Origin of the sequence: Novosphingobium flavum (assembly GCF_014230315.1) — a bacterium.
Lineage (GTDB): Bacteria > Pseudomonadota > Alphaproteobacteria > Sphingomonadales > Sphingomonadaceae > Novosphingobium > Novosphingobium flavum.
In genome coordinates, this window is the sequence record NZ_JACLAW010000007.1 from 127230 (window position 1) to 148671 (window position 21442).

Annotated in this window: 23 protein-coding genes; 9 read left to right on the forward strand and 14 right to left on the reverse strand. The window is 69.7% G+C overall.

Annotation, left to right across the window (positions count from 1 at the left end):
• Nucleotides 1–11 precede the first annotated feature (11 nt).
• The 10 genes from H7F51_RS18905 to H7F51_RS10505 are packed head-to-tail and all read right to left on the reverse strand — an operon-like array spanning nt 12 to nt 9879.
• On the reverse strand, nt 12–899 hold the full coding sequence (locus tag H7F51_RS18905) for a FliM/FliN family flagellar motor switch protein (RefSeq protein ID WP_185664252.1): 888 nt from the start codon (nt 897–899) through the stop codon (nt 12–14).
• A gap of 10 nt (nt 900–909) precedes the next feature.
• Nucleotides 910–1494 carry a flagellar basal body-associated FliL family protein gene (locus tag H7F51_RS10465; protein ID WP_185664253.1) on the reverse strand — a complete coding sequence of 195 codons (585 nt, stop codon included), beginning with the start codon at nt 1492–1494 and terminating at the stop codon, nt 910–912.
• Nucleotides 1495–1521: 27 nt separating this feature from the next.
• On the reverse strand, nt 1522–3120 hold the full coding sequence (locus H7F51_RS10470) for a flagellar hook-length control protein FliK (protein WP_185664254.1): 1599 nt from the start codon (nt 3118–3120) through the stop codon (nt 1522–1524).
• Between the two features lie 32 nt (nt 3121–3152).
• Complete coding sequence (locus H7F51_RS10475) at nt 3153–3596, reverse strand: hypothetical protein (RefSeq protein WP_185664255.1); 444 nt, start codon at nt 3594–3596, stop codon at nt 3153–3155.
• Nucleotides 3597–3606: 10 nt separating this feature from the next.
• Nucleotides 3607–4932, reverse strand: coding sequence for a FliI/YscN family ATPase (locus tag H7F51_RS10480; protein WP_185664256.1), 1326 nt, complete (start codon nt 4930–4932; stop codon nt 3607–3609).
• A gap of 10 nt (nt 4933–4942) precedes the next feature.
• Complete coding sequence (locus H7F51_RS10485) at nt 4943–5533, reverse strand: FliH/SctL family protein (protein ID WP_185664257.1); 591 nt, start codon at nt 5531–5533, stop codon at nt 4943–4945.
• The gene (locus H7F51_RS10490; protein WP_185664258.1) at nt 5526–6545 is read right to left on the reverse strand and encodes a FliG C-terminal domain-containing protein; all 1020 of its coding nucleotides are present in this window, start codon (nt 6543–6545) and stop codon (nt 5526–5528) included. Before H7F51_RS10490 ends, H7F51_RS10485 begins: the two co-directional genes overlap by 8 nt.
• Nucleotides 6542–8200, reverse strand: a complete 1659-nt coding sequence (gene fliF / locus H7F51_RS10495) for a flagellar basal-body MS-ring/collar protein FliF (protein ID WP_185664259.1) — start codon at nt 8198–8200, stop codon at nt 6542–6544. The genes H7F51_RS10490 and fliF overlap by 4 nt, the downstream gene beginning before the upstream one ends.
• A 3-nt stretch (nt 8201–8203) precedes the next feature.
• Nucleotides 8204–8587, reverse strand: a complete 384-nt coding sequence (fliE, locus tag H7F51_RS10500) for a flagellar hook-basal body complex protein FliE (RefSeq protein ID WP_185664260.1) — start codon at nt 8585–8587, stop codon at nt 8204–8206.
• Nucleotides 8584–9879 carry a sigma-54 interaction domain-containing protein gene (locus tag H7F51_RS10505; RefSeq protein ID WP_185664261.1) on the reverse strand — a complete coding sequence of 432 codons (1296 nt, stop codon included), beginning with the start codon at nt 9877–9879 and terminating at the stop codon, nt 8584–8586. The genes fliE and H7F51_RS10505 overlap by 4 nt, the downstream gene beginning before the upstream one ends.
• A gap of 248 nt (nt 9880–10127) precedes the next feature.
• Between H7F51_RS10505 and H7F51_RS10510 the strand changes: the two genes are divergently transcribed.
• Nucleotides 10128–10952, forward strand: a complete 825-nt coding sequence (locus H7F51_RS10510; protein ID WP_185664262.1) for a flagellin N-terminal helical domain-containing protein — start codon at nt 10128–10130, stop codon at nt 10950–10952.
• 86 nt (nt 10953–11038) lie between these two features.
• Here the strand turns inward: H7F51_RS10510 and H7F51_RS10515 are convergent, their stop codons facing one another.
• On the reverse strand, nt 11039–11962 hold the full coding sequence (locus H7F51_RS10515) for an MBL fold metallo-hydrolase (protein ID WP_185664263.1): 924 nt from the start codon (nt 11960–11962) through the stop codon (nt 11039–11041).
• A gap of 193 nt (nt 11963–12155) precedes the next feature.
• Between H7F51_RS10515 and nagZ the strand changes: the two genes are divergently transcribed.
• From nagZ to tatC, 6 genes are all read left to right on the forward strand, one after another.
• Nucleotides 12156–13178, forward strand: a complete 1023-nt coding sequence (gene nagZ / locus H7F51_RS10520; protein ID WP_185664264.1) for a beta-N-acetylhexosaminidase — start codon at nt 12156–12158, stop codon at nt 13176–13178.
• Nucleotides 13178–13975, forward strand: coding sequence for a segregation and condensation protein A (locus tag H7F51_RS10525; protein WP_185664265.1), 798 nt, complete (start codon nt 13178–13180; stop codon nt 13973–13975). Before nagZ ends, H7F51_RS10525 begins: the two co-directional genes overlap by 1 nt.
• Nucleotides 13972–14607, forward strand: coding sequence for an SMC-Scp complex subunit ScpB (gene scpB, locus H7F51_RS10530; RefSeq protein WP_185664266.1), 636 nt, complete (start codon nt 13972–13974; stop codon nt 14605–14607). The genes H7F51_RS10525 and scpB overlap by 4 nt, the downstream gene beginning before the upstream one ends.
• 69 nt (nt 14608–14676) lie before the next feature.
• Nucleotides 14677–14937 carry a twin-arginine translocase TatA/TatE family subunit gene (locus H7F51_RS10535; protein WP_185664267.1) on the forward strand — a complete coding sequence of 87 codons (261 nt, stop codon included), beginning with the start codon at nt 14677–14679 and terminating at the stop codon, nt 14935–14937.
• Between the two features lie 26 nt (nt 14938–14963).
• On the forward strand, nt 14964–15392 hold the full coding sequence (gene tatB, locus H7F51_RS10540) for a Sec-independent protein translocase protein TatB (protein WP_185664268.1): 429 nt from the start codon (nt 14964–14966) through the stop codon (nt 15390–15392).
• Nucleotides 15393–15394: 2 nt separating this feature from the next.
• On the forward strand, nt 15395–16186 hold the full coding sequence (gene tatC / locus H7F51_RS10545) for a twin-arginine translocase subunit TatC (protein ID WP_185664269.1): 792 nt from the start codon (nt 15395–15397) through the stop codon (nt 16184–16186).
• Between the two features lie 111 nt (nt 16187–16297).
• On the opposite strand, the gene H7F51_RS10550 is transcribed toward tatC, so the two are convergent.
• The 3 genes from H7F51_RS10550 to H7F51_RS10560 form a co-directional block, all read right to left on the reverse strand.
• Nucleotides 16298–16753, reverse strand: a complete 456-nt coding sequence (locus H7F51_RS10550) for a hypothetical protein (RefSeq protein ID WP_185664270.1) — start codon at nt 16751–16753, stop codon at nt 16298–16300.
• A 310-nt stretch (nt 16754–17063) separates the two neighbouring features.
• Entirely contained in the window at nt 17064–18695 is a 1632-nt protein-coding gene (locus H7F51_RS10555; RefSeq protein WP_185664271.1) for an amidohydrolase family protein, read from the reverse strand.
• Nucleotides 18692–19606: an NAD(P)-dependent oxidoreductase gene (locus tag H7F51_RS10560; protein ID WP_185664272.1), complete on the reverse strand. Its 915-nt coding sequence runs from the start codon at nt 19604–19606 to the stop codon at nt 18692–18694. Before H7F51_RS10560 ends, H7F51_RS10555 begins: the two co-directional genes overlap by 4 nt.
• An 83-nt stretch (nt 19607–19689) precedes the next feature.
• Between H7F51_RS10560 and H7F51_RS10565 the strand changes: the two genes are divergently transcribed.
• Both H7F51_RS10565 and H7F51_RS10570 read left to right on the forward strand, forming a co-directional pair.
• The gene (locus H7F51_RS10565) at nt 19690–20073 is read left to right on the forward strand and encodes a VanZ family protein (RefSeq protein WP_185664273.1); all 384 of its coding nucleotides are present in this window, start codon (nt 19690–19692) and stop codon (nt 20071–20073) included.
• 41 nt (nt 20074–20114) lie between these two features.
• Entirely contained in the window at nt 20115–21362 is a 1248-nt protein-coding gene (locus tag H7F51_RS10570) for a threonine ammonia-lyase (RefSeq protein ID WP_185664274.1), read from the forward strand.
• Nucleotides 21363–21442: the final 80 nt, after the last annotated feature.

Below are 21442 nucleotides of genomic sequence, written 5' to 3' on the forward strand. Positions count from 1 at the left end.
GCGGAGGTTCCTTAGAAAGCGCGGGTGATCTGGAGGGCGACGCGGTCATCCGCCGCGCCGACCGTGCCGGTGGCGATGGTCCTGTTGCCGTGGCAGAGCGGGACCTGGCGGGCGACGGCGACGGGCACGACCATGCCGGGTTCGAGCGCGGCGAGGGCCGACATCGACATCCGCATTTCCACCAGCACGGCGCGCAGCGGGAGGTCGATCTCGGCAAAGGGCGCGGCGAGGGGATCGGCTTTGCGCGGCGCGGGCTTGCCGCGCGGGGCCGAGCCGAGCGCGGCGGCCAGCGTGGGCAGGGGCATGGCGAAAGTGATCAGCCAGGTCTCGCCCGAGGGCTCGGTGACCTCGAACTCGATCGCGGCGATCGGTTCGCTCCGGGGAAACGGATCGAGATCGGCGAGGCTGGGGCTGCGGCGCACCGGGGCGAGCCAGCCGGGTTCGCCCGGACGCAGCACGGCGCCAAGGTGCTCGATCAGCAGGGCTTCGAGCCGGTGAATGAACAGGTCGGCCGAGACCGGGAATTCGGCCGGGAGCGGCGAGGGCGCCTCGCCCCGGCCGCCGAAGGTGCGATCGACCATGCGCAGCACGGCGGCGGCATCGAAGGCGACCATCAGCGGCAGGCCATCGGGACCGGCGGCGAGCAGCGAATGGGCAGCGAGCGCCGGGCTGAACATGGTGAGGTCGTCAAGATCGGTGCGGCGCGCGGGCGGCGCCTTGATCGCCGTGCCCTTGCCGCCGACCAGCGGGGCGAGGGCGGCGCAGAAGCCGCGGGCGAAGCGCTCGGCCGCGCGGTCGAGCAGGGGGACGAGGGCATCGGGGCCCGGCGCTTCGCGCAGCAGCTCGGGGCAGTGCCGGGCGAGAGGGCGGGCGGCCTTGAGGCGGAGTTCGGGCTTCACGGGCGCTCGCTCACTGGACGATGAAGGACTTGAAGTAGACTTCGTCGATCCCGCCGAAGCCTTCTTCCCTGGTCAGGACCTGGTTGATCGCGGCGACGAGCCGCTTCTGCAGGCGCTCCTTGCCCGTGACCGAACCGATGTCCTCGGCCGGGGTATCGGCAATGGTGTTAAGCATGGCCGAGCGGACGGCCAGTTCGTGCTTCTTGAGCCAGATCAGCACGCGCCCGTCGCGCCGGGTCGAGCAGGCGAGGCTCATCTGGACGAGGGCGTCGGAGTTCTTGAGGTTGGAGGTGAAATCCTCGGTGAAGGTGAAGTAGGAGGTCTTGTACTCGCTGCCGCCTTCGCCCTCGACTTCCGGAGCGGCGGCGCCTTCGCCCTCGCCTTCCTTCTTCGTGGCATAGGGGTCTTCCTCGCCCTTGCGGACGAGCTTGGGGTTGTTGTCTTCCTTGACCTTGTCGTGGCCGCCGCCGATCACCCCGGCGGCGACGAGGCCGTAGGTGCCCCCGCCGCCCGCGCCGAGCAGGACCACCGGCAGGGCGATCTTCATCGCCATGCCGCCGCCCTTTTTCTTCGCTTTCGCTTCCTTGTCGCTCATCGCTGGTCCCCGTCAGTCCTGTTTCTGTCAGACGAAGCGGCCGCGGCCACGGGCCGGGGCTTCGCTGGTGGTTTCGCTCCCGCCCGTCTGGTCACGGGCGGCGGCGGTGCGCGCGAAGGCGCGGGTTTCGGCCTGGTCCTGCGACTGGCCGCGCTGGTTGTGGTTCTGGCCCTGGGCCCCGGCCGCGTCGGCGCGGACGAAGGTGCCCGGCTGACCCGGCTGGCCGGACTGGTTGTCCTGCCGGGCGGAATTGTTTTCGGCGCTGGCGCTGGCCGCCGGGATCGCCTGCTGGACGGCCTGGGCAAAGGCCGGATCGGCGGCCGACATGGCGACCGAGAGGCCCTGTTCGTCCTGCCGGAACTGGAGCGAGACGCGGCCGAATTCGGCGTGCTGGAGCGCGATTGAGACCCCTTCCGGGCGGGCCGCATCGCGCGCGGCGATCAGCCGGTCGACCAGCGCGGCAAAGTCATGTCCGCTGGGCGAGGGGCTGACCGCCGGCGCGGCCCCGGTGGGGGCGGCAAGGGTGGCGGCGGGATCGACGGGCGGCGCGGCGGCGGCAGGGGCCAGTGGGTCCGAGGTCGGGGCAGCCGCGGCGGCGGACTTGCCGGGGAGGCTTTCCGGCGCATCGGTGTGGGCCGGGCGGACATGGACCGTGGCGGCGGCCGGGGCGGGCGCGGCGGTGTCGATCGTGAAGGGGGCGCTGCGGCCGAGGGCCTGCGCGGGGCTGGACTGCTTGCTGACGGCCAGCTCGCGGACGGGCTCGGCCTGAGCCGGGTCGGCGGCGGCAGCCAGCGGCGGGCGGCCGACCGCCTCGCCCTGCGGCGCCGGGGCGCGGGGCGGCTGGGCCGGTACCTCGCCGGGGGCCTTGGCGGCGACTGCGACGGCGCGCTGGTGCTGGCCGGGGGCGGCTTGCTCGGTCGGGGCGACAAGAGCCTGCGGCGCGGCGGGGGTAGCGGGGGCGATCAGCGCGAGGGCGATGGCCTCTGCGGTGAGCGCGGGCTGGGCCTCGTCCGTGCCGGCCTCATCGCTGGGCGCGTTGGTTTCGGCCGTATCGGCAGGCCGCGATGCGTCCTCGGACTTTGCGGTCTTGGCGGGCTTGAGGCTGGCGAGCAGGGCGGGGAGCGGGTGCAGGACGTTGTTCAGGCGCGCGGCCTCGGCTTCCCCCTCGGTGGCCGGCTCGGCCGGAGCGGGGGTTTCGGGCTCGGCGGAGAGGTCTGCGGCAAAGGCGAGGAGCGGTGCGGCAGGTGCGGAGTTGGCCGTGGTGGGCGCGGCCTCGGCGGGCGCGGCGCCCGTGACGACGGCCGGGGCGGGGATGCGGCCGGTGGCGGCGAAAGCGATGGCGGCGGCAAGGGGCGGCAAGGTCTTGCCGGTCTCTGCCGCCGGGGTTGCCGCCCCGGTTGCTGTCCCGATTGCCGACATTGCCGGGGTCTGGGCGGCGGCGGGCAGGACGGGGTCGGCGGCGGGGTCGGTTTTGGGCTGGCCGGCGGTTGGCGCGGTCTGTTCGAGGTGCTGGGCGAAACCGCCGTTTTCGGGGCTTTCCGCGCCCTTGTCGGCCTTGTGCGCCGCGCCGATGCCGGGAAAGGCAGGGGCGGCGGACTGGGCCGGGAGGGCGGAAAGTTGCAGCATCGTCTGGTCCCCGAAAGAGCGTTCACAGACTGTTATTCAAGCTCCGTGCCAGTTTTGCGCCCGCCGCCCGCGCGGCGCGCGCCGAGCGGGGGTTGCAGGGCGGCGGCGGCGAGGGCTTTCGCTTCGGCCGAGGCGCGGTCTTCGGCGGCCTGGCGGCGGCGTTCGGCCTCTGACAGTTCGCGCAGCTTGGTATCGGCAAGGCCGCGTGCGCGCTCGGCATCGGCATGGGTGCCGCGCGAGACTTCGCCGAGCCCTTCGCGGAAGGTGGTGAGCAGGCGCAGCGAGGCGCCGTCGGCCGCGTCGACCCGGGCGGCATAGTCGCTCGCCATCTGGCCGGTGCGCTGGGCGAGCGCGAGGAGCTGGGCGAGCGTGCCTTCGGCCGCGGCGGCTTCGGCGGCGGCCTGCTGGCGGGCGATGGCGCGGACCTTTTCCAGCCGTTGCAGGCGGAGGAGGCGTTTGCGATCGGGCGGCTGCATGGCGGAACGATCAGGCCGGGCCAATCAGGCCGGCGAGGGTATCGACGGCCTGCGGCAGGGGGATCACTTCGCCGTGGGCCTGCATCAGGAACTGGCGCAAGGGTTCCTGCATGGCGATGGCGCGGTCGAGCAGGGGATCGGCCCCGGCGCGGTAGGCGCCCATCAGGACAAGGTCGCGGTTGGCCTCGTAGGAGGCGACGAGGGCGCGGAAGGTGCGGGCGGCGCGCTGGTGGGCGGGGGAGGAGACGTCGCTCATCACCCGGCTGAGCGAGGCGGGAATGTCGATCGCCGGATATTGCCCGCGCTGGGCGAGATCGCGCGAGAGGACGATGTGCCCGTCGAGGATCGAGCGGGCGGTGTCGACCACCGGGTCGTCCTGGTTGTCGCCGTCGGCGAGCACGGTGTAGAGCCCGGTGATCGAGCCGCCGCTGGCCGCCGAATTGCCCGCGCGCTCGATCAGCTTGGTGATCGTGGCAAGGGCGGAAGGGGGGTAGCCGCGCGCGGCGCCGGGTTCGCCCAGCAAGAGCGCGATCTCTCGGCCCGCGTGAGCGACGCGGGTGAGGCTGTCCATGATCAGCAGGACCTTGCGGCCATGGGCGCGGAAATGCTCGGCCAGCGAAGTGGCCAGCATGGCGCCGCGAATGCGCAGGTTGGGGGCATGGTCGGCGGGGACGGCGACGACGGCGGTGCGGGCGCGCTTGGCCCCCTGCATGTGGCGCTCGACAAAGTCCGACACTTCGCGGGCGCGTTCGCCGATCAGGCCGACCACGACGATCTCGGCCTCGGCCCCGTGAGCGATCATGTCGAGCAGGACCGACTTGCCGACGCCGGAGCCGGCCATGATGCCGATGCGCTGGCCGACGCCGAACGTGGTCAGCCCGTTGAGGGCGCGGATGCCGGTGTCGAATGGCTGGCGCACGGGCGAGCGATCGAGCGCGCCGGTGCGGATGCCGCCGGCGGGCCATTCGTCGCGGAAGTGGACGGGGCCGAGGCCGTCGATCGGGTGGCCCTCGCCATCGACCGCGCGGCCGAGGAAGGCCTCGCCCACCGGGAGCATGCCGGGATGCCCTTCGGGGCGGACGCGCGAGCCGGGGCGGAGCATGACCGTGTCGCCAAGCAGCATCATCAGGGTGCGGCCATTGCGGAAACCGATGACTTCGGCGAGCGGTTCGCCCCGGCCGTGGGCGACGCGGCACAGCGCGCCGACCGGGACCGAGAGGCCCGAAACCTCGATCAGCCCGCCATCGCAGGCGGCGACGAGGCCGTAGCGGTGGGGGGTGAAATCGGGCTGGGCGAGGGCGAGTTCGCCGAGCAGGGGGGCGATGCGGGTCAGCATGAATGCCAGCTCAACATGAGTGAAAGGCCTCGGAGAGCGCGCGGCGCCATTCGGCGGGGCCGTCTTCCACGCCGCCGGTTTGCGTTTCGACGCGCAGGGCGCCGCGTTCGAGCGCGGGATCGGGCACGACCTTCCAGTCGGCGGCGAGCTTTTCCGAGATCAGGGCGAGATCGTCCGGGTGGAGGCGGATCACGCGTTCGTCCTCGGCGCGGGAGAACATGGCGACGGCGCGTTCGATGCGGGCCGCGAGCACGTCCGCGTCGTGGGCATAGGGAACGAGGGCGGCCTCGCACAGGGCCATGACCGTGTCGAGCAGGCGCTGGCGCAGGCTCTCGGCCATTTCGGCGTCCATCTTGCTCAGCGCGAGTTCGAGTGCGGCGCGGGCGCCGCTTTCGGCGGCGTGAGCGGCCTCGGCCTCGGCGCGGCCCTGGGTGCTGCCGTGAGCATAGCCCTCGGCCCAGGCGATGGCGACCGGGTCTTCGATCTGGGTGGGGGCGGGGGCGGGATCGGCCGGTGCGGGGACGAGGGCGAAGCGGGCGTCGTGGCGGAAGCCGGGGCCATTGCCGCCGCGCCCGGAGGTGAGGGCGAGGAGGCTAGACATAGTCGTCCTCGCTCTGCCCGAACTGGATAGTGCCTTCGGCGGCGAGGCGGCGGGCGGCGGCGACGATCGCCTTCTGGGCGCTGAGCACGTCGGCCATCTTGAGGCGGCCGCGCCCGGCGATCTCGTCCTTGATCCCGTCGGCCGCGCGGCTCGACATGGCGCGGAAGAAGCATTCGCGGTTTTCTTCCGGCGTGCCCTTGAGCGCGTCGATCAGGGTTTCGCTTTCGACCTCGCGCAGCAGGGCGCCCATGGCCTGGGCATCGAGCGCGAAGAGGTGCTCGAACTTGAACATCTCGGCCTCGATCTCCCGCGCGAGCTGTCTGTCGAGCTTGGTGATCTCGGGCATGACCCGCTTTTCGACCGCCTTGCCCGCGCCGTTGATGATCTCGGCGGCTTCCTTGGGGCCGCCCATCTGGAGCGGGGCGGCGCCGTGGAATTCGCGGATGCGGCGGCCGAGCAGCTCGTCGAGCATGGACAGCGCCTCGGGCGCGACGGGGCCGAGGGTGGCGATGCGGTGGACGACCTGGGGCTGCTTGTCGGCAGGCAGGGCATGGAGCACTTCGGCGGCGGTTTCGGGATCGAGCTGGACGAGGAGGACCGCGATCGCCTGGGGATGCTCCTCGCGGATCATCGGGGCGAGGACCTCGGGATTGAGCCAGCGGGCGAGTTCGAGCGGGCTGGGCGGCTTGTGATCGGCGGGGAGGATGCGGGCCATCAGGTTGTCGGCCTTCACCCCGCCGACGGCGCGGGTCATCAGGCTGCGGACCTGGCCGAGGCGGTCATGCGCCTTGAGACCGAGGCGCTCGGTCTTTTCGACGAAGGCGGCGATGGCCTGGGCGATGACCTCGGGGCCGATTTCGCCGAGCGCGCACATCTTTTCGCCGAGCAGGCGCAGTTCGGCCGGTTCGAGACGCGAGAGGATGCCGGCGGCCTGCTCTTCATCCAGCAGCATGACCATGACGGCGGCGCGTTCGGAATCGGAGAGGTTGGGGGCATTGGCAAGATCGGTCACGCGGCGGGCTCCGGGCTGGACTGGCCGAGCATCTCGCGCAGGGCGAGGACGGCATCGTCGGGCTGCTGGGCGGCGATGCGCTGGGCGAGGCTGATCTGCTGGCCGAGCAGGGCGGCGTCGATCGGCGCGGCGCGGGGGCGATGCGGGAGGGCGGCGTGGTGTTCGCCGTGGTCCTCGTAGGCGGGCTCATCCTCGCCTTCGTCGAGGGCGAGGGGGGCCGGTTCGCGCTTCAGCGCCTTGATCAGCGGGCGCACGCCGAGGAGCAGGACGAGCAGGACGCCGAGCAGGGCCGCGCCGATGCGGGCAAGGCTGAGGAACCAGGCCTGCTGCCAGATCGGCAGGGCCTCGACCGGCGGGGCCTCGAACTGGCGCAGGACCACGGCGACCTGATCGCCGCGCGCCGGATCGGCGCCGACGGCGGCGCTGACGAGCTGCTTGAGCTGCTCGACGTCGGCCGCCTTGGCCTTCTTGAGCGCCTCGGACGAGAGGGCGACGGCGACCGAGAGGCGCCGGATCTTGCCGGGCGCGCCGTTGGAGACGGCAACCTCGCGGCCGAGTTCGTAAGTGCGGCTGGCGCTTGATTCGCCGTTGCTCTGGCTCGAGGGCGCGGCGGCGACCTGGGCGCCTTGCGGCGGGCCGGGGCTGGCCGTGGCCTGCGGGGTGGGGGTGTTGGAGGTGACGCCGGGCACGCCTTGCGCGGGCATCGAGGAGGTGCCGGCGGACTGCGACTGCTGCTGGGTCTCGGTGCGCAGGACGCCCTGCTTGTCATAGGATTCGCGCGCGGAGGTGACCTGATCCATGTCGAGATCGACCTGGACCTCGCTGGAGAAGTTGCCCGCGCCGACCATCGGGGTCAGCAGCTGGTCGAGCTGGGTGCGCAGCTTTTCCTCCATGCGGCCTTGCAGTTCGAGCCGTTCGGAGGAACCCGAGGCGCGCTCGGTTAGGAGGCGGCCGTGCTGGTCGACCACGCGGACCGCATCGGGGCTGAGGCCGGGGATCGAACCGGCAACGAGGTTGACGATGGCCGCCACCTGCCCGTCGGACAATTGCCGCCCGCGCGCGAGGCGGACCATGACCGAGGCAGAAGGGGCCACGTTGTCGCGCACGAAGACCGACTTTTCCGCCTCGGCGAGATGGACGCGGACGGCCTCGACCCCGTCGATCTCCATGATCGACAGGGTGAGATCGTGTTCGCGCGCGGCGCGCAGGCGGTCTCCCTCCACGGCGCGGCTGGCGCCGAGCGGGAGGTTCTGGATGGATGAAGCATTGTCGTCGGGCGCGGCCAGTGCGCCGTCCGAGGCGACCAGCATCTTGGCCTTGTAGAGATCGTCCTCGCCCACGGAGAGGGCCCCGGTGGCATTGTCGATCCGGTAGGCGATGCCCGCCTTGTCGAGGCTGGCGGCGACCTTGGCGCGCTCACCATCGTCAAGCTCGGAATAGAGGGTGCGCTGCGGCTGGGGGGCGAGGGTGGCCCAAGCCAGCGCCGCCATGCCGAGCCCGGCCACGCCGGCAAACACCGGAAGGGTCCGGCGCACGGCCGGCTGGCGGGCGAAAGCGCCGATCCGGGTGAGGGCCGGGCCGCCTGCCGGGTCGGTCAGGGGCGCGAGGAGCGAGGGGGCGGGGGCCGCATTACCGGCCGGAACAAGCTCAGCCATCTATCACACTCCCATCCGCATGATGTCCTGGTAGGCGGACAGCAGCCGGTTGCGCACTTGCAGGGTCGCCTCGAAGGCGACGCCCGCTTCCTGGCGGGCCAGCATGACCTTGGCGATGTCGGTCACCTCGCCGCGTTCGTAGCCGGCCGAGAGATCCTCGGCCTTCTGCTGGGTGGCCGAGACGCCATCGAGCGCCGACTTGAGCGCGCCGGCGAAGCCTTCGCCCTGCTGGGTGCCGGCCGTTTCGGTCGCGGCTCCGGCAGCGCCGGTCGCCTTGGCGTCCTTGACCTGCTGAAGCAGGTTGGTGCGATCGATGATCTGCTGGCGCATGGCGAGGATCTGCTGGATCCCCCCCGCGCCTCCGCCGATTCCCCCGACGCCGCTCATCGCCGGGCGCCTGCCGCGAGCACTTCAAGCCCGGCGTCGCGCAGCGAGGCGAGGCGGTAGCGCAGGGTGCGTTCGGAGATGCCGAGCTTGCGCGCGGCGGCGAGGCGATTGCCGCCGCATTCGGAGAGGACCTGCATGATCGCGCGGGCCTCGTGGATCTGGACGATGTTGGAGAGCGTGCGCCCGCCTGCCGCCGGAGCGGCAAAGGACTGGTCTGGCATGGCGCCGCCGATCGCTGCCTGCCCGCTTTCGCTGCGAACCAGCCGGGCCGGCATGTCGAAATGGATGTGGTGCGGCTGGATCTCTTCGGCGTTGCCGGCCAGCAGCAGCGCGCGGCGGACGACGTTTTCGAGTTCGCGCACGTTGCCCGGCCAGCCGTGGCTCTTCAGCATGGCCAGCGCCGCGTCGGAAATCCACGGCAGGACGGCGCCCGGGGCGGTGTGGCGCAGGACCAGCGCGAAAGCGAGCGGGGCAATGTCGTCAGCGCGTTCGCGCAAGGGGCGCAGCGAGAGCGGGAAGACGTTGAGGCGGTAGAACAGGTCGGCGCGGAAGCGGCCTTCCTGCACTTCGAGCGGGAGATCACGGTTGGCGCAGGCGATGATGCGGACATCGACCTTGACCGGCTGGGTGGCGCCGATCGGCACGACTTCGCCTTCCTGCAGGGCGCGCAGCAGCTTGGCCTGGAGGGCGAGCGGCATTTCGGCGATCTCGTCGAGCAACAGCGTGCCGCCGTCGGCCGCGCGGAAGAAGCCCTCGCTGGCTTCGGTCGCACCGGTGAAGGCGCCCTTGCGGTGGCCGAACAGCATGGCTTCGAGCATGGTTTCGGGCATGGCCGCGCAGTTGACCGCGACGAATGGCTTGTTCGCCCGGCTGCTCTTGGTGTGGATGAAGCGGCTGAGAACTTCCTTGCCGGTGCCGGTGGGCCCGTTGATCAGGACCGGGATGTCGCTGGCGGCGAGCCGTTCGGCGAGGGCGAGGACCGAGAGGCTTTCCGTGTCGGCCGCGATCGGCAGGCCAGCCGGGGTGGCGGCGGCGAGCAGGGCGGCAAGGCTCGCCTCGCTGGCGCCATCGGCATAGGCGAGGGCGAGGGCCGAGCCGCGGCGCATCAGCTGCGGACGCGCTCCGCGCAGCAGGGTGAGCGCGGTGCGGGCGTTGGCCTCGACCGAATCGGCGATGCGCACCGGGGCGCCATCGGCGCCGGTCACGCCCAGCGCGGCGAAGATTCCGGCAGCACGCTGCACCAGCGGCGCATGGGCCGTTGCCGTTTCCTGGCTGAAATCGAGAGCGGACATTTCGACTGAACCCCCAGTGGAATTAACCATCCAATGGGGCCTTTTTGCCGCGTGAACGTCAAACGCTTCGGAAATTTAAGTCCTTGTTTTTACCCCTAAGTAGTTTGCCGGGGGTTTCGGCAGTTTCTTGCCGGTCGGTTTGCCGCCCCGGCTTAAACTTGCCGCCGGTTTGCCGGTCTTTGGCTTGGCAGCTGCGCCGGATGGGCCGGCAGGCAGCCTGACTGACGGATCGTCCACGGGAGTAAACCATGTCGGTAATCAACACGAACATCAGCGCCATCAAGGCCGCCAATGCCTCCAACTCCGCCAACAAGGCCCTCGGCACCGCGATGGAGCGCCTGTCGACCGGCAAGCGCATCAACAGCGCCAAGGATGACGCGGCGGGCCTCGCCATTTCCACCTCGATGACCTCGCAGATCAAGGGCATGAGCCAGGGCATCCGCAATGCCAACGACGGCATCTCGCTGGCCCAGACGGCTGAAGGCGCCGGCTCGGAAGTGACCAACATGCTGCAGCGGGTCCGCGAACTGGCGGTCCAGGCCAGCTCGGGCACTTACCAGGCCTCCGACCGCACCGCGATGCAGTCGGAAGTGACCAACCTGACCCAGCAGATCGGCGACGTGCTGGCCAACACCAAGTTCAACGGCAACAACCTGTTCAGCACCACGGCCGGCACCGACGCGACCTTCGACATCCAGACCGGCGCCAACAACGGCGATACCGTGACCCTGACCTCGACCGCGATCGACGGGACCAACATCTCGGCCACCGCGCTGGACGTGACGACCTCCGCACTGGCCTCGACCACGATCGACAACGTCGACCTGGCGCTCGCCGACGTCAACGCCAACCGCGCCTCGCTCGGCGCAGGCCAGAACCGCCTCGAATCAGCGGTGAACAACCTGACCAACAACGTGGCCAACCTGTCGGACGCCCGTTCGCGGATCGAGGACACCGACTATTCGGCCGAAACGACCCAGATGGCCAAGGCGCAGATCCTGTCGCAGGCCTCTTCGGCGATGATCGCCCAGGCCAACCAGAGCCAGCAGAACGTCCTTTCGCTGCTGCGCTAAGGCCCAAGAGCCGCCAACGCCCTTCCCGGGGTGTGCGCCCGGCGTTCCCGAAAGGGGGCGCCGGGTTTTTGGCGTTCGGGGCGGCGCTATTTCGCCGGGGCGGGCTTGGTCAGGTAGCGGTACATGCCTTCGACGTTCATTTCGCGGAAGGTGCCGTAGTCGCGCCAGCCCTTGTACTGGTCGAGGGTGACTTCGCGCTTGATCGCATCGAGCGGTTCGCCCCTGGCGATGCCGGCGGCGACGGCGGCGCGCAGGTCGGCATAGTATTGGCCGAGCGCGTTGATGCTGTCCGGCCCGGCGACGTCACCGTGGCCGCCGACGACATAGCGCGGCTTGAACGACAGGGCATGGGCGAGGTTGGCGGCGACGTCGTCGGGCGCGTAGTCGTCCAGCGTGCGATAGGGCAGGGTGTGGGGGGAGATCACGTCGACCGTGAAGAGGACCCGCTCGGCCGGGAACCAGGCATAGACGAGGTCTTTCGCATGGAGCGCGGGATTGGCGTGAAGTTCGACCGTGTGGCCGCCGAGGGTGATTCGCTCGACCTTCTGGGTCCAGGTCACGGTTGGCCAGGCGACATTGGCGTAGAACTTCGTGAAGCGGGCGCGGGCCTCGGGCTCGGCCGGGGGCTGGAGCGCGGCAAGGCTTTCGGCCCGGGCATAGACCGGGACCGGGCCGAACACGGCGGCGCCGGCGGTGTGGTCCCAGTCATGATGCGAATAGACCACGCTGGTGACCTTGAGGCCTTTGAAGCGGCGGGCAAGCTCGGCCTTGAGCCAGGCGGCGGCGGCCGGGTTCAGCGGGTCGATCACCACGGCGCCCTTGGCCGTGACCATGACGAGGCCGTAGTGCGCGTTGGAGCGGAAGCGCCAGACCGGGCCGGCGACCTGGGTAAGTTCGTAGACCGGCGCGGCGGGGGCGGTGGGCGGCGGAGCCGGCTGCGCGGCGGCCGGGGCGGCGAGGGCGAGCAGCGGCACCAGGGCGGCGCTCTTCCAGCGGGCGGGACGGTTCATCCGGATATTCTCCCCTATCGTCTGACGCGCGGTGATAGCCGGGCCGGGGTACGGTGGGAACGCGGGGTGCGCGAAGGCAATGGCCCGGTGTGCAATGTGAATGCCCCGGCCTGAGGTTCGTTCGCCGCCTTTTCCCCACATCCGCCCGCGCCCCGCCTTGCCTTTGCCGGGCAATTCCGCGAAGCCCTTGCCCATGGTTCCGGCGATTTTCGGCCTTTCCGGGCCGGTCCTTACTGACGACGAGCGCGCCTTCTTCAGGGACGCGGACCCGGCGGGCTATATCCTGTTCGGGCGCAACGTGGTCTCGCGCGAGCAGGTGCGGGCCCTGACCGACGATCTGCGCGCCATTCATGGCCGCGAGCACCTGCTGGTCTCGATCGACCAGGAAGGCGGTCGGGTGGCGCGGATGAAGCCGCCGGTCTGGGCGGCCTATCCCAATGGCGAGGTGTTCGACCGGCTCTACGACATTGCCCCGGCCTCGGCGATTGAGGCGGCGCGGTGCAATGCCGAGGCGCTGGGGCTGGACCTGGCCGAGGCGGGGGTGAGCGTCGATTGCTGGCCGCTGCTCGACGTGCGGCAGGTGGGCGCGCACGACGTGATCGGCGACCGGGCGCTGGGCACCGAGCCGATGCGGGTGGCGGCGCTGGGCCGGGCGATCCTCGACGGGCTGGCGCAGGCTGGCGTCGCGGGCGTGGTCAAGCACATGCCGGGGCACGGCCGGGCCATGGCCGACAGCCACAAGGAATTGCCGACGGTGACGGCGAGCGCCGAGGAACTGGAGAGCGACATCGCCCCGTTCCGCGCGCTGGCATCGGCGCCGATCGCGATGACCAGCCACATTCTCTATACGGCGTGGGACGCGGACCATCCGGCGACGCAATCGGACTTCGTGATCGGCGAGATCATTCGTAAGCGGATCGGCTTTTCCGGCCTGCTGCTGACCGACGACCTCGACATGGAGGCCTTGGCCGGGCCGGTGCCGGAGCGGGCGGCGCGCAGCCTTGCGGCGGGGTGCGATATCGCGCTCAACTGCTGGGCGCGGATGGACGACATGGTTGGGATCGCCAAGGCCTGCCCGGTGATGGGCGAGGCGGCTTCGGCGCGGCTGGAGGCGGCGCTGGCCGGGACCGGCGCGCTGGTGGCCGACCCACCGCGGCGGCTGGCACTGGCGGAAAAGCGCGATGCTTTGCTGGGCCTTGCGGGAGCTTCGGCCTGATGGACCTGTTCCCGCCCGGCGAGGCCCTGAGCGGGGACGAGGACTGGCAGGGACCGGGCGGCGGCTCCACGGGAGACGATGCGCTTTACCTCGAGCTTGACGGGTGGGAGGGGCCGCTCGACCTGCTGCTCGACCTTGCCCGGCGGCAGAAGGTGGACCTGCGCAAGATCTCGATCCTCGGGCTGGTCGACCAGTACCTCAATTATATCGAGCGGGCCGAGGCGCTGCGGCTGGAACTGGCGGCGGACTATCTCGTGATGGCGGCCTGGCTGGCCTATCTCAAATCGGCCCTGCTGCTGCCGCGCGAGGAGCAGGAGGACCCGAGCCCCGAGGAACTGGCATTGCGCCTGCAACTCAGGCTGCAGCGACTGGGCGCGATGCGCGAGGCGGCGGCGCGGCTGATGGGGCGCGACCGGCTGGGGCGCGACGTGTTCCCGCGCGGGGCGCCGGAGGGGCTGCGGGTCGACCGCAGGAATGCCTGGACCTGCGACTGGTTCGACCTGATCCAGGCCTATGGCCAGGTGAAGGCGCGCACGGCGCCGGTGGTACACATGGTGCGCGACCGGATGGTGATGACGCTGGATTCTGCGCTGGCGCGGGTCTCGTCGATGCTGGGCATCAATCTCGACTGGATGGAACTGCGCGATTTTCTGCCGCCGCATGCCGATCCCCGGCTCAAGCGTTCGGCGCTGGCTTCCAGCTTTGTCGCCGCGCTCGAACTGGCGCGGCTGGGCAAGGCCGAACTGGCGCAGGACGAGGTCTTCGGGCCGCTCAGGCTGCGCGGGGTGAAGGCGTGACCCCTCCAGACGATCTGGTCCGCGCGGTCGAGGCGACGCTGTTCGCCGCGACCGCGCCAATGAGCGCGGAGCAGATTTCGGCCCATCTCGGCGGGGCCGCGGTGGGCGAGGCCTTGCGCAGGCTGGCGGCGGACTATGCCGGGCGCGGGATCGAACTGGTCGAGCGGGGCAAGCGCTGGCATTTCCAGACCGCGCCCGACCTTGCCCACCTGTTGCGGCGCGAGCGCGAGGACGTGCGCCGCCTGTCGCGCGCGGCGACCGAAGTTTTGGCGATCGTCGCCTATCACGAGCCGGTCAGCCGGGCCGAGATCGAATCGATCCGGGGCGTGCAGACCGCCAAGGGCACGCTCGACGTGCTGCTGGAAGCGGGCTGGGTGCGGGTAGCCGGGCGGCGCGAGGTGCCGGGGCGCCCGGTGATCTATGCGACCACGCCGGAATTCCTCGCCCATTTCGGCCTTGCCTCGCGCCGGGACCTGCCGGGGATCGACGAATTGCGGGCCGCGGGCCTGCTCGACCCGGTCGATGATGCGCTGGCCGCGGCGATGGAAGGGGCGGGCGCGCAGGATCCGCCGGACGCGCCGGTGGACGAGCCGGGCGAGACTCGCAATACGCAGCAAAACGCCCTAGATTAACAGGGCAACGGGGCTTATGGCCGGTGCCACGAGAGAGGCGCCACGAAGGCAATCGACGGAGTTAGAACAATGGGTTTCGGGTCAATCTGGCACTGGGTGATCGTGCTGATCGTGGTGCTGGTCCTGTTCGGACGTGGCCGCGTTTCGGAAATCATGGGTGATTTCGGCAAGGGCATCAAGAGCTTCAAGGAAGGCATGGGCGACGAGACGAAGCCCGCCGCGCCGCCGCCGCCTGCTGCTCAAATTCCGCCCGCTGCGCCTGTCGCGCCCGCTGCTCCGGCCGAACCGGCCGCCCAGCCGCAGCAGACCACCGACACCGTTCAGCACTGATCGCCCGGCGAGGCGGATAGAGCGTCATGTTCGATATCGGTGCCGACGAGCTGCTGCTGACGGCAGTCGTCGCGGTCGTCGTGATCGGTCCGAAGGACCTGCCCAAGGCGCTGCGCGTCGTGGGGCGCTGGGTTGCGAAGATGCGGCGCATGTCCAATTCGTTTCGCGCGGGGATCGAGAACGTGATCCGCGAGGCCGAGCTGGAAGAGATGGAAAAGCAATGGCGCGAGCAGAACGCCGCGATCATGGCCCAGCATCCCACCGCCACCCCGGATGACGAGGCCGCCGCGGCGACGGCGGCTTCCTATGGCGAGCCCCCGGCCCTGCCGCCTGCCGATCCTTTGCCCGTGCCCGATCCGGTTTCCACCCATCCGCTAGCCGAAGGCGACACCGCGCAGGATCACAGCCCTGCCGTGCCGGCCCCGCGCCCGGCCGCGATCGATCCGGCGCCCTGACCATGGCCTTTCGCATCCAGGACATCGACGATAGCCAGGCTCCGCTGCTTGACCACCTGATCGAGCTGCGCACCCGGCTGATGCGCTCGATCATGGCGCTGGCCGTGGCCTTCGGCATCTGCCTCTATTTCGCGGGCGACATCCTCTCGTTCCTGCTTCACCCGCTCGCGATGGCGGGGCAGCAGAAGCTGGTCTATACCAAGCTCTACGGGCAGTTCTTCGTCGAACTGAAGGTGGCGCTGTTCGCGGCCTTCTTCCTCTCGTTCCCGTTCATCGCCAACCAGATCTGGGCTTTCGTCGCGCCGGGGCTCTACGCCAAGGAAAAGAAGGCCTTCCTGCCCTTTCTCTGGGCCACGCCGATCCTGTTCACGGCAGGGGGCGCGCTCGCCTATTTCGTGGTCATGCCCACGGCCTTTCGCTGGATGCTGGGTTTCCAGGGCAGCCACGGCGGGGTGCAGATCGAGGCCCTGCCCAATTCCGAGGACTACCTCGGCCTTGTCATGCAGTTCATCCTCGCCTTCGGAGTGAGCTTCCTGCTGCCGATCCTGCTGCTCCTGCTCAACCGCGCGGGCATGGTGACCCGCGCCCAGCTTTCCGGCGGGCGCCGCTACGTGATCGTGGCGATCACCGCGCTTTCGGCCGTGATCACCCCGCCGGACGTCGTCTCGCAGCTGATGCTGGCGATCCCGCTGCTGTTCCTGTTCGAGGGCGCGCTGCTGGTCATGCTGTTTACCGAGCGCAAGGCGGCCAAGGAGGCCGCGAACCTGCCGGTGGTGAGCGAGCAGCAGGGCTGAGCGCGGGGCGCGGCTGATTGGCTGGCGTGGGCGAATTTCGGTGGGGGTGTTCGTTCGTTTTCGGAAATGCGCGGTATGGCGGATAAATGGCCGGAATATCGGGTATGACGATCACCGTGCTGGGAGAGTCACCAAGCCATTTTCGATCAAGGTTGCCTGCCGTTTCTTCATGTAAGCCTGAAATGCCTCGTCCGTTGCCCATGAAGACACTTGATTGAGCGAACTAGGTCGCAGAACCACTCCTCCATCCCTGTAGGTCAAGCGCCCATTCACCCTGAACTGCGCCACTACTGCGTGCGCTGACAATTCATCGGTATGCGAGTAGAGATTTTGGACTACGTCAGGATCGAGTTCAACGATCTCGCCACATCTGTAGTCGGTGAAGTAAATGCCGCCTCCATGATACTCTGTCATAACTTCAATAACTTCGCCGCGCCATGACACGTCTAAGCCCTGCCAAAAATGGCGGTTGGTTGGCATGTGGCAAATGTCAGCGGATTGCGATGTGCAGCCGACGCAAGCCGCGAATAGGCTACCCAGCGAGGCGCATTTGCCGACCATCTGCATATTCTCATCCTATCTGACGGCGCAATGTGCGCAATGTCGGCGTTTCCGGACAGCCGGCTTTAACCCAGCACGCTCGGCTAAACGCCCCTGAGCCGAAACAATTTTCCTACTCCACTCGCGCCTGTCATCCTCTGCCCGTTCTTTGACAAGGTGGATCGGCAGTGCGCTGGATTGGAAAAGTGTCACCCATGCATTCAAGCGCAAGTAGCTGAAAAGGCAGGGCCGGCATCCGAACGCAGGGTGACACTTGTGTCACCCTCGGGTCCGAAACGGTTGCAATGTCCACCTATCCGGTCAGGCAGCTTCGCGCTTACTGATGCGGCGCTGACCAGACCTTGCGGCCGCCGACCCAGGTTTCGAGCACTTTCGTTTCGGCCAGTTCGGCAGTCCCGGCGAGAAGCGGATCGCGGTCCACCACGATGAAGTCGGCCTGTTGGCCCACGGCGATGCGGCCGAACTTGCTTTCGGCGAAGGCGGCGTAAGCGCTGCCGGCGGTGAAGGCGGCGAGGGCCTGTTCGCGGGTGACCTGTTCGGCCTCGGCGTGGGCGGCGGCGGCAGCCACGGCGGCGAAGGGGCTGGGCGAGCCGGACGAGGCGCCGGTGCCGAAGGTGAGGCTGGCGCCGTTCTTTACAAGCGAGGCGGCGGGCCATGTGCTGGCGGCGCGGGGCGAGGCATCGCCGGGGCGCAGGCCGGGCAGCACGCCCTTGGCGGGAAGCCGCGCGGCGTCGGCCGGGTCGAGCCGTTCGAGGCCCTCGATCCGCCAGCGGCGGTCGCCCTTGTAGGTTTCGGACAGCTCGGAAACGGCGTCGAGCGCGGCGGCAGCCGCCGCATCGCCATTGGCCTCGACCGCGACCTGAAAGCGGTCGATCCCGGCGCGGCTCATCAGGTTGCGCAACTGGGTGGGATTGAGGCGCGGCAGGCCGGTGACGGTGGGGGCGGCAGTGGCGGTGGGGGCATAGGGCGCCTTGAGCCAGGCCCCGCGCGTGGAAAGGCCGCCGTCGAGCGTGAGGGCGACGCCGCTCAGGCGCAGGTGATCGTTATAGAGCCACGGGGTCGGGCCGGGGCCGCCGATCAGGCTCATTGCATCGGTGCCTTCGGCATAGCCGATCACACGCAGGCGCAGGGTGCCGGCATCGCCGGCGCGGCGGTAGGACTGCCAGTCCTCCATCGTCGTGCCGAAATCGGTGACTGCGGTGATGCCCTTGGCGAGGATGAGGTCCTGCGCCGTGGCGAAAGCGAGGTCGCGGTCTTCCGGGCGGGGGGCGGGGACGGCCTTGTCAACGAGGGCGAGGGCGGTTTCCGTCAGCGCCCCGGTGGGCTTGGCGCCGGGAGCTGCGCGTTCGATCCGGCCGCCTTGCGGGTCCTTCGTCGGCGCGGTGATCGCGGCGGCCCTGAGCGCGGCGGAATTGGCCCAGCCGGCGTGACCGTCGGCGCTGATCAGCCAGACGGGGCGGTCGGCCACCACGGCGTCGAGGTCGGCGGCGGTGGGCAGGGCTTCCTGCCCCCAGCGGGCAGAGTCCCAGCCGCGACCGATGATCCATGCGCGATCGGGGTGAGCGGCGGCATAGGCGGCGATGCGGGCCTTGGCCTCGGCCAGCGACTTTGCCGGGGTGAGGTCGAGGGTGAGCGCGGTGAGGCCGAGTTCCAACACCTTGGCGTGGCCATCGACGAGGCCGGGCAGGACCACGCGGCCCTTGAGATCGAGCAGGTAATCGACCCTGGCCGGGCGCTTGTCTCCGGCGCGCAGGACCTGCGCGATGTGGCCGTCGTTGCCGATGACGAAGCCGGTAAAGCGCTCGGCCGTGCCGTCACGGGTGAAGGAGAGGCCCTCGACATGGTCGATCAGGGTATCGGCCAGAACCGGGGCGGGCAGAACCAGAACAGGCGGGCAGGCGGCCGCGAGCAGCAAGGCGGCGGCGCGCGCCGATCGGGCGGGGATCACGCGTTCTTGCCCGCAGGTCTGCGTCCCGGCAGGGGGAGGCGGCGGACCAGGGCGCTGGTATCCTGCCGGCCGCCGCCGATGGCCTGGACCTCGGCGAAGAACTGGTTGACCAGCGCGGTGATCGGGAGGGAAACGCCAAGGCCGCGCCCTTCGTCCATGGCGAGGCCAAGGTCTTTGCGCATCCAGTCCACCGCGAAGCCGAAATCGAACTCGCCCTCGGACATGGACTGCCAGCGGTTGTCCATCTGCCACGACTGGGCGGCGCCTCCGGAGATCGCCTCATAGACCTTGTCCATGTCGAGGTGGCTGGCCTGGGCGAAGCGGACCGCTTCCGACAGGCCGGAGACGACCCCGGCGATGCAGATCTGGTTGACCATCTTGGCAAGCTGGCCGTAGCCGGACTTGCCGATGTGGACGACGCGCTTGGTATAGGCGGCGAAGATCGGTTCGGCCACGCGCATCGCTTCGGGGCGGCCGCCGCACATCAGGGCGAGGGTGCCCTGCTCGGCGCCGATCTGGCTGCCGGTCATCGGCGCGTCGACGCAGAGGATTTCCTTGTCGCGCGCCTCGACCGAGATCTGGCGGGCGATCCGTGCCGAGGAGGTGGTGTGATCGATGTAGAGCCCGCCGCGCTTGAGCCGGGTGAAGACGCCCGAGGGGCCGAGCACGACATCGGAAAGATCGTCGTCGTTGCCGACGCAGGTGATCACCACGTCGGCGCCCTCGGCCGCCTCGGCCGGGGTCTGCGCGACGCGGGCGGCGAGGCCGGGATTGGCGGTGAGCCATTTGTCCAGCCGCTGGGCCGAGCGGTTGTAAACGGTGAGCCGGTGCCCTGCCGCGCCAAGATGGCGGGCGATCGGGCCGCCCATGATACCTAGCCCGATGCAACTTATGTTACGCAGTTCACTCATGCCTTGCTGTTTAGCCACAAATGGCGGCAAGGGAAGGCGTGGGGGGCGGTTGTTTCTAACCTGTGAGTGATTATTGGACCGCCATGACAGCTGAACGATTTCAATCCTGGGCCCGCGGCCTGTTCTGGCTTGCCATGGCCGGCGCGACGACCCTGGCGGTGATGCCGCGGCAGCCGGTCCTGCCGACCGACGTGCTGGGCGACAAGTTCAACCACATGCTGGCCTTCACCGTGATGGCCGTCCTGGCCTTTCTCGGCTGGCCCGCCGTGTCGCGCCTCAAGGTGGTTTTCCGCCTGTCCGTGCTGGGCGCGCTGATCGAGGTGGTACAGGCGATTCCGGCCGTGCACCGCGACAGCGATGCGCGTGACTGGGTGGCCGATACCGTGGCCGTGCTGGTCGTGGCGCTGGTGCTGGGCAAGCTCGCGCGGCGCCGCGTGGCCGCCGCCGTTGCCGACGCGGGGCAATAGCGGTTTCCTTGCGCGCCGTTTTCCACTAGGGCGCGGCGGTTATGGAAAAGCTCGCTAGCCCCCTCGCCGAGGCCGCACCGGTCCTCACCCCTGCCGACGTTCGCGCGGCGGCGGAGCGAATTTCGGGCAAGGTGGTGCGCACGCAGACCCTGCTCAGCAAGACGCTGAGCGCGATCGCCGGGTGCGAGATCTGGATCAAGTTCGAGAACCACCAGTTCACCGCCGCCTACAAGGAGCGCGGCGCGCTCAATGCCCTGCTGCTGCTGCCCAAGGAGCAGCGCGAGCGCGGGGTGATCGCGGCCTCGGCCGGCAACCATGCGCAGGGCCTGTCGTATCACGGCACCTCGCTGGGCGTTCCGGTGACGATCGTCATGCCGCGCACCACGCCGATGGTGAAGGTGATGCAGACCGAGTCGGTTGGCGGCAAGGTGGTGCTGGAAGGCGAGACCTTCGACGAGGCCTATGCCCATGCCCGGCGACTGGAGCAGGAGCTGGGGCTGGCCTTCGTCCACCCGTTCGACGAGCCCGCCGTGGCCGCCGGGCAGGGCACCGTGGCGCTCGAGATGCTCGAGGACGTGCCGCAGCTCGATGCGCTGGTGATCCCGGTGGGCGGGGGCGGCCTCGCCACCGGCATGGGCACGGCGGCGCGCGGGATCAATCCCGAGATCAAGCTCTACGGGGTCGAGCCGGAACTGTTTCCCTCGATGTACAACCTGCTCAAGGGTACGCAGTATCCGATCGGCGGCGACACGCTGGCCGAGGGCATCGCCGTGTTCGAGCCGGGGCGCTTCACCAGCCGCTCGCTGGCCGGGCTTCTGGACGATTTCTTCCTCGTCACCGAAAGCGAGATGGAAAGCGCGCTGGCGCTGCTGCTGCAGATCGAGAAGACCGTGGTGGAAGGGGCTGGCGCCGCCGGCCTTGCCGCCGTGCTGGCGAACCGCGAGGTCTTTGCCGGGCGCAAGGTCGGCATCGTGCTTTCGGGCGGCAACATCGACACGCGCCTGCTGGCCAACGTGCTGCTGCGCGATCTTGCCCGCTCGGGCCGCCTCGCACGGCTGCGGCTCACCCTGCAGGACCGCCCCGGCGCCCTGTTCAAGGTGATGGAAGAGTTCAACGCCCACAACATCAACATCATCGAGATCTGGCACCAGCGGATCTTTACCCATCTGCCGGCCAAGGGCCTGATCACCGACATCGAGTGCGAGGCGCGCGACCGCGAGCAGCTCGAGGCGCTGGTCGCCGCGCTCAGGGCCAAGGGCTACGATGTGAGCCAGGTCGACGTGAACTGACCCACCGTTCCCGCGCGGGTGCAGGGCGCCGGCGCGGGAGGTGACGGAAATTTCATGCAACCTCCCGGCCCCGCAGGGGT

Excerpts from the sequence above, each read along its gene's own strand:
- H7F51_RS10560 (WP_185664272.1), bottom strand. The coding sequence starts at position 19,606 with ATGAGTGAACTGCGTAACATAAGTTGCATCGGGCTAGGTATCATGGGC.
- H7F51_RS10470 (WP_185664254.1), bottom strand. The coding sequence starts at position 3,120 with ATGCTGCAACTTTCCGCCCTCCCGGCCCAGTCCGCCGCCCCTGCCTTT.
- H7F51_RS10515 (WP_185664263.1), bottom strand. The coding sequence starts at position 11,962 with ATGAACCGTCCCGCCCGCTGGAAGAGCGCCGCCCTGGTGCCGCTGCTC.
- H7F51_RS10565 (WP_185664273.1), top strand. The coding sequence starts at position 19,690 with ATGACAGCTGAACGATTTCAATCCTGGGCCCGCGGCCTGTTCTGGCTT.
- fliE (WP_185664260.1), bottom strand. The coding sequence starts at position 8,587 with ATGAGCGGCGTCGGGGGAATCGGCGGAGGCGCGGGGGGGATCCAGCAG.
- H7F51_RS10480 (WP_185664256.1), bottom strand. The coding sequence starts at position 4,932 with ATGCTGACCCGCATCGCCCCCCTGCTCGGCGAACTCGCCCTCGCCCAG.
- nagZ (WP_185664264.1), top strand. The coding sequence starts at position 12,156 with ATGGTTCCGGCGATTTTCGGCCTTTCCGGGCCGGTCCTTACTGACGAC.
- H7F51_RS10465 (WP_185664253.1), bottom strand. The coding sequence starts at position 1,494 with ATGAGCGACAAGGAAGCGAAAGCGAAGAAAAAGGGCGGCGGCATGGCG.
- tatB (WP_185664268.1), top strand. The coding sequence starts at position 14,964 with ATGTTCGATATCGGTGCCGACGAGCTGCTGCTGACGGCAGTCGTCGCG.
- H7F51_RS10475 (WP_185664255.1), bottom strand. The coding sequence starts at position 3,596 with ATGCAGCCGCCCGATCGCAAACGCCTCCTCCGCCTGCAACGGCTGGAA.
- fliF (WP_185664259.1), bottom strand. The coding sequence starts at position 8,200 with ATGGCTGAGCTTGTTCCGGCCGGTAATGCGGCCCCCGCCCCCTCGCTC.
- H7F51_RS10510 (WP_185664262.1), top strand. The coding sequence starts at position 10,128 with ATGTCGGTAATCAACACGAACATCAGCGCCATCAAGGCCGCCAATGCC.
- H7F51_RS10570 (WP_185664274.1), top strand. The coding sequence starts at position 20,115 with ATGGAAAAGCTCGCTAGCCCCCTCGCCGAGGCCGCACCGGTCCTCACC.
- H7F51_RS10550 (WP_185664270.1), bottom strand. The coding sequence starts at position 16,753 with ATGCAGATGGTCGGCAAATGCGCCTCGCTGGGTAGCCTATTCGCGGCT.
- H7F51_RS10505 (WP_185664261.1), bottom strand. The coding sequence starts at position 9,879 with ATGTCCGCTCTCGATTTCAGCCAGGAAACGGCAACGGCCCATGCGCCG.
- H7F51_RS10485 (WP_185664257.1), bottom strand. The coding sequence starts at position 5,533 with ATGTCTAGCCTCCTCGCCCTCACCTCCGGGCGCGGCGGCAATGGCCCC.
- tatC (WP_185664269.1), top strand. The coding sequence starts at position 15,395 with ATGGCCTTTCGCATCCAGGACATCGACGATAGCCAGGCTCCGCTGCTT.
- H7F51_RS10525 (WP_185664265.1), top strand. The coding sequence starts at position 13,178 with ATGGACCTGTTCCCGCCCGGCGAGGCCCTGAGCGGGGACGAGGACTGG.
- H7F51_RS10535 (WP_185664267.1), top strand. The coding sequence starts at position 14,677 with ATGGGTTTCGGGTCAATCTGGCACTGGGTGATCGTGCTGATCGTGGTG.